Here is a 12,505-nt window from a genome sequence, read left to right on the forward strand (position 1 = left end):
CATCCAATTTTTTGCGCTATGGGAGTGTGAGTCCATGCAATTTTCAATGATGTTTTTAATGAATTTAGGGATGCTGATTGCCGTTGCCTATGTGGCGAACGTGATTTATAAATATGGTTTGAGTCGTACCTCTTCGCGGTTCAAATATGTCAGCTCCGTGCTGCTAGTGATATTTGGCGGATGGGTCAGCTCTTGCTTTGGTTTTAACTTTAGTGAAACGGTTATTTTTGATCTGCGTTTTGTACCGCTGATTATCGCGGCATTGGTGTATCCCCGCTCCTATACGCTTATTATTATTGGGGTCGCAATCGGACTTACGAGATTTACCTTCGGTTTGCATATGGCGGCGTGGGTCGGCTTTTTGAATATGAGCATTCTGGGCGTCCTGTGCGCCGGATTGAACTACTGGATGCGGCGTTCCACCTGGCGTCTGATTATCAAGGCATCGGTGACCATTTTAGCGGTTAATATCGTAAATACGTTAAATATAGCCTGCCTGGGCGTCATTCCCTGGCGCTATTATGTAGCGGAGGTTGTTCCTCTGACACTGCCAATCGGCATCGTCCTCAGTTTTCTATTTGCTCTGATTTTACGGGACTTTCAGATGGAGCAACAGCGGAATCATCAGATTAAGCAGGCGAATGAGTTGTTATCAGAGCAGCGAGATGAGTTGCAGAAGACAAAGGTCATTCTAGAGGAACGTGCCAAGCAACTGATGATGGCTTCCCAATATAAATCGGATTTTATGGCAACGATGTCGCATGAGTTACGTACACCTCTTAACAGCATTATTAACCTGGCGCAGATTATCAACGAGCAGGGAAAGGAACTGGATGAGGACGAGTTATACCAGTACAGCGATCTCATCTATGCCTCGGGGCATGATTTGCTCCAACTGATCAACGACATTCTAGACTTGTCCAAGGTCGAGGCTGGACACATGGAAATCGTAAGTGAGCCGGTCAATGTGCGTGAAATTGCGCAGGTGATGATGATGCAGTTTGAAGTCACTGCGAAGGATAAAAACCTGGAATTCAGCTTAAAGGAGCATGAGCCTATACCGAATGAAATTCGGTCCGATTCCAAACGAGTACAGCAAATTTTGCGTAATCTGTTGTCCAATGCCTTTAAGTTCACTCATGAAGGACGTGTATTGCTGGAAATCAGTACACAACATCTGGATCGAAAGGGACAGGAGGGAGATTGGGTTGTATTTGCTGTAAAAGATACGGGCATCGGCATTTCCAAGCTTCAGCAACACGTTATTTTTGAGGCATTCCAGCAGGCGAACGGTTCCATTAATCGTAAATATGGAGGAACTGGGTTGGGATTGTCCATCAGCCGTGATTTTTCCCGCTTGTTGGGCGGGTTTATCCGTCTGGAGAGTGAGGAGGGCAATGGAAGTACATTTTCCCTGTACCTACCGATGTGTCCGTCCAAAAGCAAGGAGGCGGACGAACAACCCTTTAAATTAACCTAATCGCAATTGTAGGAGCAGGAGCGTTATGGCACAAAGGAGGTCTATCATGGAACGTAAAGCGGTCGTTGTGGGTGCAACAGGGCTTGTCGGGGGTTATGTTGTACGAGAGCTGCTGGTGCAAAAGGAATACAACCGCGTCATGGTTATGGGCAGACGTCCGTTGGACATCAAGCATCCCAAGCTGGAGCAGGTGCTCATCGATTGGGAACAGCCGCAGAAAGCGGCGTTCGCCTTCGAAGGGGTGGATGATGTTTTTTGCTGCCTTGGGACAACGATGAAAAAGGCAGGCTCCAAGGAGCAGTTCCGTCAGGTGGATCTGGACTACCCGGTGCTGACAGCTCAGTTGGGCAAAGAAGCTGGAGCGGTACAGATGCTTGCGGTCTCTGCGATGGGCGCCGATCCGGATTCACGCGTGTTTTATAATCGCACCAAGGGTGAGGCTGAAGAGGCACTTGCCGCTATCGGGCTGTCTGCGCTGCATTTGTTCCGTCCGTCGCTGATCTTGGGCGCGAGACCTGAACGACGTTTGGGCGAAGCCGCTGCCGCTGTTGTCATGAAGGCGCTGGACGGCTTGATGACAGGCAAGCTGGCTTCCTACCGTGCCATCCCGGCTTCGGTCATCGCACGAGCCATGGTACGGATCGCTCTTGCGCAGGCGAGCGGTGTACATATTTATCCGAACGACATTATTCGGGTCATCGGTGCGGAACTAACATCCGATGTTGAGGAAACTGGTTCAGGAACGGGTACGGATGTAAACGTGTAAAACCACGTCTAGGATTAAAAATGATAATAACGCCGCTGTTGCCCGATGATTCGGGCAGCAGCGGCGTTATTTGTGTTTTATGGGTAGTTTATGTTTTGCGGCACATCGATCGTAATCTCTAATTCATCAAGTGCGTTAATCCGTCGCACGGAATAGTGGCTTTGGACTTCACATGCTATAATACGGTGAACCAGTATCAGGAAGGAGAATCCAACCCATATGAAAAAAACAATTGCTACTGAAAAAGCACCCGGTGCTATCGGCCCTTATAGCCAAGCGGTAGAGGCAGGCGGGTTTATTTACACTTCGGGACAGCTTGGACTGAATCCGGCAACAGGTGAGTTTGGTAAGGATGTACAGGAGCAGGCACGCCTGTCCTTGAGCAACGTACAAGCCATTCTGGAAGCGGCAGGCAGCAACATGAACCAGGTTGTGAAAGCGACTGTATTCCTGAAGGACATGAACGATTTTGTCAGCGTCAATGAGGTGTACAGTTCTTTCTTTGAGCAACCCTATCCAGCACGCAGTGCGGTGGAGGTAGCCCGTCTGCCTAAGGATGCACTGGTGGAGATTGAAGTCATTGCATTGAAGGGCGAATAGTCTGTACCCGGTGTAGATCACTCAACAAGCAAGCTTATAGATTTGATCAAAGTCTATACCTAATCATATTGGATAAAATGAATAAACAAAGCAAGCGAGCTTGGGCTAGATGATTCAGACCCGAACTCGCTTGTTTTTGCTAGTAGATATCAATAGTTTCTTTAATCCCGGTCTCGATTACGGGCAAAGAATAGCCATAGGGCGTACACCAGAATGATTGCTGCCAAGATCAATGCAGCCAGCCGTACATTTTCATGGTTCGGATGCTCGACGGCGATGGCGACATAGGCCCATACAAATACGAGAGGATAAATGCTGTCACGATAAGGAAAGCTGACCATGATCGCCAATATGGTGCCGATGAGCAGGATAATGATCGCCCATGTCGTATCGCTGAGTCCCCAGCCACTCCATTCATTCTTTTCCAGTGCCACTGCAATATTGATAATAGTAGCAACGGATACCCAACCGAGGTTGAGGCTGAACGGTAGCTTGACGAACCACATTTCTCCGCGGGTTGGCTGAGGTGTGCGGGTACGTACATACACGACGCCCAAGGAAAGCAAGTATAAAATAATAACGATGACGCACAGTTCTACGTATACATACTGCCAGAGGAAAATCCAGATGATATTGAAAAGACAGCCTAGAATAAAAAAAATACCGATGGATTGAACGCTTGTCTTGGCTTGCCCTGTAGGTGTAGCTTGATACACAACAAAGCAGGCGAGCAGCACGTAGATGACCGACCAGATGGAAAAAGCGTAACCCGCTGGGGTGATCAAGGTAGGGTACATGTTGGATACAGCAGCAGTACTTCTGCCACCGATAGGAAGTGTAGAAGCCAGAAAGTTAATGAAAACGACAGCAATAAATACAATAATATTCCACCATTTATACGGATGGCTTCGTGACATTGGGATATCTCCTCCTCAACGAATGATGATCCAAAATGACTGACTGGTCACAATCTTCTACTATGAATATACCCACTTTACTTTCGAATATGTCGGAACGGTAAAAGTTTCTTGATCCCGGCATAATCATAAAAAGTGGTATGTATATGCAGTCATATGTAGTACAATGATAAAAATTTTAAGCACTATATAAGCTGTATTTCCTCAAATTCAACTTATATAGAAGTAAGGAGATAAGTTGAATGAATAGATTGGAGAAAGTAGGGAAATTTGTAGGAGGGACCTTTTCCATCTGGGTACTTTTATTTGCATGCTTGGGATTTTTCTTTCCTGCGGCGTTTACAGGGTTGAAAGGATACATACAGTTATTTCTGGGCATTGTCATGTTCGGGATGGGGCTAACTTTATCTGCGGCTGACTTTCGCGAAGTATTCCGGCGTCCAGTGGATGTGGCTATTGGTGTGGTCGGGCATTATCTGATTATGCCGTTTCTGGCCTTTGGATTGGCATTAGTATTGCAGCTGCCACCGGATATTGCGGTAGGTGTCATTTTGGTAGGCTGTTGCCCGAGTGGAACTGCGTCCAACGTAATGACGCTTTTATCCAAAGGCGACGTGGCGTTGGGGGTATCGATTGCTTCGGTGTCGACGCTGATTGCTCCACTGGCTACCCCAGCCATGATTAACCTGCTTGCGGGACGTTGGATGAATATTGATGCGAAGTCGCTGATCATGGATATTCTGATCGTGGTTATTGTCCCGATTGTGCTGGGTGTTATCGTCAAATCGCTATTTCGCAAGCAGGCAGAAGCCAGTGTCCAGGCGCTGCCGCTCATATCAACACTGGTGATTATGCTCATCGTGGCTATTGTGATTGCAGGCAGTAAAGGCAAGATTTTGGAGACAGGTCCGATTATTTTTGGTGTGGTTATTTTGCATAACGGAATCGGGTTCCTGCTTGGATATTGGTTTGCCAAGCTGTTCGGCATGGATCTTTCCAAGCGTAAAGCTGTTACGCTGGAAACGGGAATGCAGAATTCCGGACTGGGTGCTGCGCTGGCAGCAGCTCATTTTAACCCGATTGCTGCTGTACCGAGTGCGATTTTTAGCGTGTGGCATAATATTTCCGGCTCGTTGCTCGCGACTTGGTTTTCCCGCCGGGAGGAGAAGAAAAGCACAACCGGGAAGCATTAAGCTTTGTTAGTGGCTTGTGCCAAGTGGCTACGGTTCAGCTTTTTCGAACAGTTTAGGGATGGTCAGAAAGGATAGATTTGACTTTATAGTTGCGGATCATTATACTGTGGTTATTATAACCACTGTATTTAAGTAAGCAACAGTAGTTTGAGTCGTTATGGAGGAAAACTACATCGAATTCGTATTTGGCTTCATGCTCAACAGCCTTATATTATCTGATCTGATTTAACTGAAGGAGAGAGAAAGAATGAACCCAAAATATAATTCTCTATTTGAAGCTTTTACCCTGCCATCCGGTGTTACGTTGAAGAACCGTATTACCATGGCACCTATGACTAACTTTGCTTCCCACGAAAATGGTGAAGTGAGTGACGAGGAACTGGCATACTACCGTGAACGCTCAGGGGGTGTGGGCGCAGTTATTACCGCTTGTGTGTATGTAACTCCAGATGGTAAAGGATTTGTTAATGAGTTTGGTGCGGACAAGGATGAAATGATTCCTAGCCTGCGCCGTCTGGCGGATACGATTCATCAGGAGGGCGCGAAAGCGATCCTGCAAATTTATCATGGTGGCCGCCTGTGTCCACCGGATCAGATTCCAGACGGACAACCGATTAGTGCAAGCGCAGTAGCTGAGGAAAAAGAAGGCGCACCTGTGCCGCGTGAAATGACATCCGACGATATCCATCGCGTCATTCGCGCCTATGGCGAAGCAACTCGCCGCGCGATTGAAGCAGGCTATGATGGTGTGGAGCTGCACGGAGCGAATGGTTACCTGGTGCAGCAGTTCTTCTCCCCGCACTCCAACCTTCGTACCGATGAATGGGGAGGAAGTGTTGAAAAACGAATGACCTTCCCGCTGGCGATTGTTCACGAAGTGAAGAAAGTGATCGCAGAACATGCAAAGGGGCCATTCATTTTCGGATACCGCTTGTCTCCTGAGGAAGGACACACGCCAGGCATCACGCTGGATGATACGATGGTGCTTGTAGACCGTCTGGCGGATCAAGGGCTGGATTACCTGCACATTTCCGTAAATCATTTCTTCGGTGGTTCGTTCCGTGACCGTAGTGACGAACGGTCACGTACCGTTCTCATCCATGAGAAGGTAGGTAACCGTGTGCCGATTATGGGAGTCGGATCGCTGAATACACCGGACGAGGCGCTTGCAGCACTGGAGACAGGTGTACCGCTTGTATCGCTGGGACGTCCACTTTTGATGGAGCCGCAATGGGTTCAGAAGGTGCAAAACGGCACAGAAGATACCATTCGCACGACCTTATCCAAGCAAGCCCAGCAGGAGCTAGTCATTCCTGACTACCTGTGGGGTGCGTTGACGACCCTTCCAGGCTGGATGCCTGTTACGGACTAAATTTTGAATGACGGAGATACCCTAGGCTGCTCTCATGCACCTGGGGTATTTTCCTGTCTTGTGACCGTGAACACAATAATATAGGAATAACTGAGAAAGAAGGAAACTGACAATGTTACATGGAGCTAATGGCGCGATTTTGATGGAGTCAACCCATCCGGGGCTACAGATTCGACTGTTGCAAGTAAATGATGCAGAACGTTTATTAGAGATCAGACGTGAAAATTTTGATTTTTTCAAACCGTTCGAGCCAGAACGGCCTGAAGTTTACTTTACCCTGGAAGAACAGGCGCGTCTGATTTCCAACGGTTTGGAAGCGGCACAAGCCGGACAGGGATATACGTTTGGACTTTTTTTGCCGGAAAATAATAAGCTGATTGGCAGAATAGAGCTGTCGGGTGTCGCTAGAGGCCCCTTTCAAAACGCCAATCTGGGCTACTTTGTAGATCCTGCTTACCACGGACAAGGCTATGCTACTTCCGCAGTGAAGGATATTGTACGCTACGCCCTGAATGAGTTGGAATTACACCGTATTCAAGCTGGAGTGATGCCAAGAAATACGCCTTCCAATCGAGTGATGGAAAAGGCAGGATTTCGCCGCGAAGGGCTAGCTCTCAACTACTTGAAGATTAATGGTGTGTGGGAAGATCACGTGCTGTATGCGATAACGGCTGAGGATTTGCAGAATGGCGTCTTCTGAACTCGCCAGGCGTGACACCCTCCAGTTTTTTGAACACCTTGCCAAAATATTTTTCATCCTGATAACCGACCATACCGGCAATATGATGAAGGCGCAGCTTGTCATTCAGCAGTAATAGCTTTGCCTTGCCCATCCTGATCTGGCACAAATAGTCCGACAGATTAACCCCGTACTCCTGCTTGAATTTACGAGAAATATATTCCCGACTGAGGTAAAAGCGGCTCGCCATATCCTGTAGAGAAATGTCCTCGTCGTAGTGTGCATCCAGATAGCGGGCAATATCACGGATGGTCGGGTTGTTTGGACTATGGCTTGGTGTAAGTGCCTGACCGGCTGCCAGCAGTCGGTTTTCGACCTGTCTTTGCCATAAGGGCAACGAAAGCATGCCGCGGTTGTCGACCGGCAAGGCATGAATGGAGCCGGACTCATCTGCCATCTCCTCGCCATCGGTATCTCCAGGTCTGTCATTCAACCAGCGGGCCAGCATCCAGTCCAGCTCTTGATTCCAACTGGCTAGCTGCTCTGCTGTAACCGAAGGCAACTCGGCTACGGCTGCTATCCAGCGGCCTACCGCTATAGACACACGACTGGCATTACAGCTGAGCGCACTAAGCCGTAGTTCCTCTTCCATGTCAGGTAACTGGGGAAGACGAATGCTCTGCCGTGTCTGGGTACTCTGGTGCATCCAGTCGGCTTGCAACACATCCCGTTTCCACAACGCTTGCCTTGCCTCTTGGTAGGCAGTGGCTGCCGCTATGGGAAAGGCACCAAAAGAGCCAACCCCGATGTGCATGTAGCACCGCAAAGCGGTTTTGATTCCTGTATGAATATCCTGCAAGAGCTTTGACCAACGAGATGGATCGCCCCAATATAGCAGAATAATTTCGTCCATACGCTCCAGATGACGGAATGCAACTCCGGTTTGAGAAGTTCCGAGAAATTCGTTGCAGATGTTAGTGAGGGAAAAGCTCAAAAGCGCACGCCGCGTTTTATATTTGTCCAGTATATCGGCATCCAGCTGAGTAGTACTCATCACAGCTGCATTACATATCTGAATAGCTGCGGGAAGACGTAGCTCCTCGCGTAAGGGCGTAATGGAAAGAGGGGTATTCGCTATCCCGGAAACGATTTCAGTCAGGAGCTTATCAGCATAGTGTGGCCTCATCCGATTGACCTCCATGGCCTGCATCGTCTGCCTGTTCCGGTCTTGCTCTGCTGTCCGCCAGGCTTGAGTGGCTTTTTTTACAGCCTCGTTAATCTCCACTGGATCCACGGGCTTAAGAATATAGTCCATGCCTCCCCGGCGGATGACCTGTCGAACCAAGTCAAAATCATCATAGCCACTGACCACCACGACTCTGGTTGCTGGGGAATTGACTTGAATCCACTCCATCAGTGCTATCCCATCCTTGCCGGGCATCCGCATATCCGTGAGTACAACGGGTGGGGATAGGGCGGTAATGACCTCAATCGCCTGATCGCCCGACTCGGCTTCAATCACCTCGCTCACACCGCAAGCTTCCCAATGTACGAGCATCCGTATGGCATGGCGCACATGCTTCTCATCATCCACAATCAGGACTTTCATTGACAGATCACTCTCCCTTAATATGAATCTCCGTATGGGCTTCCGTGCGAATTTCGAGTGTGTACCGGACACCATGAGGCAGAATGTTGTCTACGCACAGGGTGTTAGAACCATCCTCCGAGTGAAGCTGAATACGCAATAGAACATTACGAAGGCCAATGGAGTCCTGCTCGCTAGTGTCTGGCTCCTCGTAGGCTTTTAGCGGACGTTTTAACATATGCTGGAGTTGCTCCAACTCGGCTTGTGGAATGTTGATACCATTATTTTCCACTGTTATTTTCACAATACCTTCCCGGATTCGGCTGCCTGTAATGCGAATTTCACCGGGACCCAGCCGGGGATCGGCACCGTGTTTAAAGTAGTTTTCCACCAGCGGTTGGAGAATCATTTTAGGCACCCGATCATTCAGGACTTCATCTTCCCACTGGTAAGTGACCTCTAATTGCTCACCGAAGCGTTCCTTTTGTAAATCAAGATATTGTTTTACATGTTCGGCTTCTTCCTTAAGAGTAACGACCGTATGGTCCCTCATATTATAGCGCAGCATTTTGGCAAGGGAAGAGAGCAACGAATAAATTCGCGGCACCTCATGCTGTAGAGCCAGGGTTCCAATAGACTGTAGCGTATTATATAAAAAGTGAGGATTAATCTGTGCCTGAAGCGCTTTCAATTGATGTGTCTTGTTAGCCAGCTCCAGCTTGTATTCCCGCAAAATGAGGTTATTGATGGTATCCATCATCTGTCTGAAACGGCGCGACAGTACTCCGATTTCATCGTTACTCATGGCCCGAATGTCTACATCCAGTTGACCGGACTGAATCTGGTTTATGTAACGAGTCAGTCGCTTAATAGGTGCCGTGATTTTTATCGAAATCCATAACGTGGCAACAATGGCAAGTAGCAATGCTGCGCCTGTAATGACCGCATTGATCTGAGTCAGGCGGGTAGCCCGTAAATACAGCGTACGATGTGGAATTTTCTTGACGAGTGTCCAGCCTGACAAGTTGGCATCCAGCTTGCCGTACACGTGCAGTGCTGTATCATCCTCAATCACTCCGTGCTCGCCTTCTTTAGAAATTCGATTGAGCAGGTCAGATTCCTTCCAGTGTGTTCCAATTGATGCTTCTTTTCCGCTATATATGATCGTTCCGTTTCGATCGATCAAAAACAGCTCCTCTGTATCCGCATCATACAATTGACGGCAAATACTGCGCAGCGGCTCCAGATCAACATCTATAGCCAGTACCCCAAGCGTCTCTGAGGCTGGAATGTTCCGAATCGCCCGATGAAGTGTAAATACCTGCTGCTCTGTGCTGTGCTCCGCATAGGAAACCGCCGAAAAGCCGTACAAATGCTTCATATGCGTGGGCTGTATGAACAGTCCGGAAGGGCCGTAATGAATAAAACCGGTAAAGGGCTCCAGCCGGAATTCCCGTAGAGGAACCGTGCTGGTAATCAGCGTAGATTGCCCGGCCTCAAAAGAATGCAAATACACCTGGTCAATGCCTGACGTAGCATTCATCATCGTTTGCAGAGTGGTGTATATTTCAGCGACGGCCCGGTAATCATCCGGGATTTTGGCCAGATTACGCAGAAAATGAGGGTCATTATAGACTCCGATGGACGCGCGATTCAAACCCTGTAAATAGTTATCCAAATTCGTAATTCCCTGAAAAATAAGCCGTTCATTTTCTTGTGTGGCCTGCTCCCGCAAGGATTGCTTGGTGAGAACGAAGGTCATGGTCATCGACAGCAGCAGCGGCAGGGTGACCGCAATGAGCAAAAACCAGATTAGGCGAGAACGAATACTGTAAAATTTCATGCAGTGAGCTCCTTTCACAATTCAAGGCGAGCCAGAGGTCAATATTTTCCCCCTTAATGGTTCACGATCCTACGTGTTCTCGAGAGCGCTTATTCGACATAATGAACATGTGAATCGCATATCCTTACGGCCCAAACATCATACTGCTGAAAGAAAGCCGTAAAGGAGCGTTCCAGACACCAATAGACAACATAAGGGGGGATCGGTTTGAATCGCGCCAAGTCGTCGCAATGGCTACAGCAATGGATTTTTGTAGGGCCGTCGACGTTATTTTTCGTTATCATTATTGTAATCCCTTTCATGCTCGGAATGTACTATTCTTTTACAGAGTGGAATGGAGTAGCCAATCAGGCAAAGTGGGTCGGGCTGGATAATTTCAGTCACATTTTATGGAATGATGACAAATTTGGGACAGCGTTCTGGTTTACGGTCCGTTTTACGGTGGTAGGAGTGGTGGCTGCGAATATTTTTGGCTTTCTGCTGGCGTATTTTCTAACCAAACCGTTGAAAACAAAAAATGTACTAAGGACCATCTTTTTTATGCCCAATGTGATCGGAGGTCTGTTGCTGGGCTTTATCTGGCAGTTTATTTTCGTCAAGGGATTTGCAGCAATCGGAGAGAGCACGAACTTGTCCTTCTTCAATCTGTCCTGGTTGGGAGATGAGATCACGGCCTTCTGGGGCATTGTAATCGTGTTTATCTGGCAAACTGCCGGGTATTTGATGGTGATTTATATCTCTTCCCTAACCAATGTGCCCCGCGATATGCTAGAAGCAGCCGAAATTGACGGAGCTAGTCGGATGCAAATTTTGCGGTCGATTATACTTCCTTTAATCATGCCTGCCGTTACGGTTTGTCTTTTCCTGGCGATATCATGGTCATTCAAAATGTTCGATCTTAATTTGTCACTGACCAAAGGCGGTCCCTTCGGGTCCACAGAGTCGGTTGCACTCAATATTTACAATGAAGCGTTTGTGAATAATCGTTATGGGCTGGGAACAGCTAAAGCACTCATTTTCTTTATCATTGTTGCTCTGGTTACGAGCCTTCAGGTACGACTGACGAAAAGTCGGGAGGTGGAAGCGTAAATGGAAACAAGCAAGCGCTACCGCTTTGGAACATGGGCGACCGAGATAGTGATGATCCTCGTCGCATTGTTATTCCTCGTCCCGTTTTACTTTTTATTCGTGAATTCGGTCAAAAGCTTTGGTGACCTGCTCACCGATTCTGCGGCCTGGCCACAAACCTTTGTATGGAGCAACTACGCTAGAGCGTGGAGCATCACACGTTTTCCCGAAGCTTTATGGAATTCATTCGTGGTTACGGTAGTTAGTAATCTGCTGCTCGTACTGATCAGCTCAATGGCAGCTTACCGAATGGTCCGGCGTCCGACGCGTTATAATCGAGTGTTGTTCAGCCTGTTCGTAGCTGCTATGGTTATTCCTTTTCAATCGGTGATGATTCCTTTGGTCAAGGTTGTAAGTACACTGGATTTAATGAACAGTATAAGTGGTCTGGTCATCTGTTATCTGGGATTCGGAGCTCCAATGTCGATCTTTCTCTTTCATGGATTCGTCAAAGGTGTGCCAGTCGAGGTGGAAGAAGCAGCTACGGTGGACGGCTGTACGCCTTACGGAGTGTTTTTCCGAATTGTGTATCCGTTGATGCTGCCGATGATGGTAACTGTTATTATTTTAAATACGCTCTGGATTTGGAATGATTATCTCCTGCCTTCTCTGGTACTGCAAAAGGCTGAGCTGCGCACGATTCCGATTGCGACCTATGCCTTTTTCGGACAATACACAAAGCAGTGGGATTTGGCTTTGCCTGCTCTGGTGCTGGGCATCTTGCCAGTCATCGCATTCTTTCTGGCTATGCAAAAATATATTATACAAGGTATTATGGCGGGTTCGGTCAAGGGTTGAGTGTGGGATGAGCTGAAAATGTACACGGTGTGCCACTCCGCAAACGAGGGTGCTTACCATCGCTGTTAGCCTCCAGATTTCCCTGAATAAACGAATAAAGGTGGGAATCTAGAGACAAAGGCGAGCGCTATCGCTTGTTCA

Annotated in this window: 11 protein-coding genes; 8 read left to right on the top strand and 3 right to left on the bottom strand. The window is 48.0% G+C overall.

The window, feature by feature from the left end; all coding sequences use genetic code 11:
- Positions 1 to 34 precede the first annotated feature (34 nt).
- From MKY75_RS02500 to MKY75_RS02510, 3 genes are all read left to right on the top strand, one after another.
- Positions 35 to 1,480: an ATP-binding protein gene (locus tag MKY75_RS02500; protein WP_029516000.1), complete on the top strand. Its 1,446-nt coding sequence runs from the start codon at positions 35 to 37 to the stop codon at positions 1,478 to 1,480.
- Between the two features lie 46 nt (positions 1,481 to 1,526).
- Positions 1,527 to 2,246 carry an NAD(P)H-binding protein gene (locus tag MKY75_RS02505; RefSeq protein ID WP_340884207.1) on the top strand — a complete coding sequence of 240 codons (720 nt, stop codon included), beginning with the start codon at positions 1,527 to 1,529 and terminating at the stop codon, positions 2,244 to 2,246.
- Between the two features lie 219 nt (positions 2,247 to 2,465).
- Entirely contained in the window at positions 2,466 to 2,846 is a 381-nt protein-coding gene (locus tag MKY75_RS02510; protein WP_013308546.1) for a RidA family protein, read from the top strand.
- Between the two features lie 161 nt (positions 2,847 to 3,007).
- On the opposite strand, the gene MKY75_RS02515 is transcribed toward MKY75_RS02510, so the two are convergent.
- Positions 3,008 to 3,763, bottom strand: coding sequence for a tryptophan-rich sensory protein (locus MKY75_RS02515; protein ID WP_029515996.1), 756 nt, complete (start codon positions 3,761 to 3,763; stop codon positions 3,008 to 3,010).
- A 242-nt stretch (positions 3,764 to 4,005) separates the two neighbouring features.
- Here MKY75_RS02515 and MKY75_RS02520 point away from each other — a divergent pair, with 242 nt between their 5' ends.
- From MKY75_RS02520 to MKY75_RS02530, 3 genes are all read left to right on the top strand, one after another.
- Positions 4,006 to 4,956 (top strand): bile acid:sodium symporter family protein, encoded by a 951-nt coding sequence (locus MKY75_RS02520; protein WP_029515995.1) that lies wholly within the window; start codon positions 4,006 to 4,008, stop codon positions 4,954 to 4,956.
- A gap of 247 nt (positions 4,957 to 5,203) precedes the next feature.
- Entirely contained in the window at positions 5,204 to 6,328 is a 1,125-nt protein-coding gene (locus tag MKY75_RS02525) for an NADH-dependent flavin oxidoreductase (protein ID WP_029515994.1), read from the top strand.
- A gap of 112 nt (positions 6,329 to 6,440) precedes the next feature.
- Complete coding sequence (locus MKY75_RS02530) at positions 6,441 to 7,028, top strand: GNAT family N-acetyltransferase (RefSeq protein WP_029515993.1); 588 nt, start codon at positions 6,441 to 6,443, stop codon at positions 7,026 to 7,028.
- Here MKY75_RS02530 and MKY75_RS02535 read toward each other — a convergent pair.
- Positions 6,958 to 8,616, bottom strand: a complete 1,659-nt coding sequence (locus MKY75_RS02535; protein WP_039270352.1) for a response regulator — start codon at positions 8,614 to 8,616, stop codon at positions 6,958 to 6,960. The two genes, MKY75_RS02530 and MKY75_RS02535, sit on opposite strands and share 71 nt — an antisense overlap.
- Positions 8,617 to 8,623: 7 nt before the next feature.
- The gene (locus tag MKY75_RS02540; RefSeq protein WP_340884208.1) at positions 8,624 to 10,438 is read right to left on the bottom strand and encodes a sensor histidine kinase; all 1,815 of its coding nucleotides are present in this window, start codon (positions 10,436 to 10,438) and stop codon (positions 8,624 to 8,626) included.
- 207 nt (positions 10,439 to 10,645) lie between these two features.
- On the opposite strand from MKY75_RS02540, the gene MKY75_RS02545 reads away from it, so the two are divergent.
- The gene (locus MKY75_RS02545; RefSeq protein ID WP_029515990.1) at positions 10,646 to 11,527 is read left to right on the top strand and encodes a carbohydrate ABC transporter permease; all 882 of its coding nucleotides are present in this window, start codon (positions 10,646 to 10,648) and stop codon (positions 11,525 to 11,527) included.
- A complete protein-coding gene (locus MKY75_RS02550) occupies positions 11,528 to 12,364 on the top strand; it encodes a carbohydrate ABC transporter permease (RefSeq protein ID WP_029515989.1) in 837 nt (278 codons plus the stop codon). It begins immediately after the preceding gene.
- The last annotated feature ends 141 nt before the right edge of the window (positions 12,365 to 12,505 follow it).

Source organism: Paenibacillus sp. FSL L8-0663, from assembly GCF_038008125.1.
In the GTDB taxonomy this organism is placed as follows: domain Bacteria; phylum Bacillota; class Bacilli; order Paenibacillales; family Paenibacillaceae; genus Paenibacillus; species Paenibacillus polymyxa_D.

Excerpts from the sequence above, each read along its gene's own strand:
- MKY75_RS02515 (WP_029515996.1), bottom strand. The coding sequence starts at position 3,763 with ATGTCACGAAGCCATCCGTATAAATGGTGGAATATTATTGTATTTATT.
- MKY75_RS02525 (WP_029515994.1), top strand. The coding sequence starts at position 5,204 with ATGAACCCAAAATATAATTCTCTATTTGAAGCTTTTACCCTGCCATCC.
- MKY75_RS02550 (WP_029515989.1), top strand. The coding sequence starts at position 11,528 with ATGGAAACAAGCAAGCGCTACCGCTTTGGAACATGGGCGACCGAGATA.
- MKY75_RS02530 (WP_029515993.1), top strand. The coding sequence starts at position 6,441 with ATGTTACATGGAGCTAATGGCGCGATTTTGATGGAGTCAACCCATCCG.
- MKY75_RS02510 (WP_013308546.1), top strand. The coding sequence starts at position 2,466 with ATGAAAAAAACAATTGCTACTGAAAAAGCACCCGGTGCTATCGGCCCT.
- MKY75_RS02535 (WP_039270352.1), bottom strand. The coding sequence starts at position 8,616 with ATGAAAGTCCTGATTGTGGATGATGAGAAGCATGTGCGCCATGCCATA.
- MKY75_RS02500 (WP_029516000.1), top strand. The coding sequence starts at position 35 with ATGCAATTTTCAATGATGTTTTTAATGAATTTAGGGATGCTGATTGCC.
- MKY75_RS02505 (WP_340884207.1), top strand. The coding sequence starts at position 1,527 with ATGGAACGTAAAGCGGTCGTTGTGGGTGCAACAGGGCTTGTCGGGGGT.
- MKY75_RS02520 (WP_029515995.1), top strand. The coding sequence starts at position 4,006 with ATGAATAGATTGGAGAAAGTAGGGAAATTTGTAGGAGGGACCTTTTCC.
- MKY75_RS02540 (WP_340884208.1), bottom strand. The coding sequence starts at position 10,438 with ATGAAATTTTACAGTATTCGTTCTCGCCTAATCTGGTTTTTGCTCATT.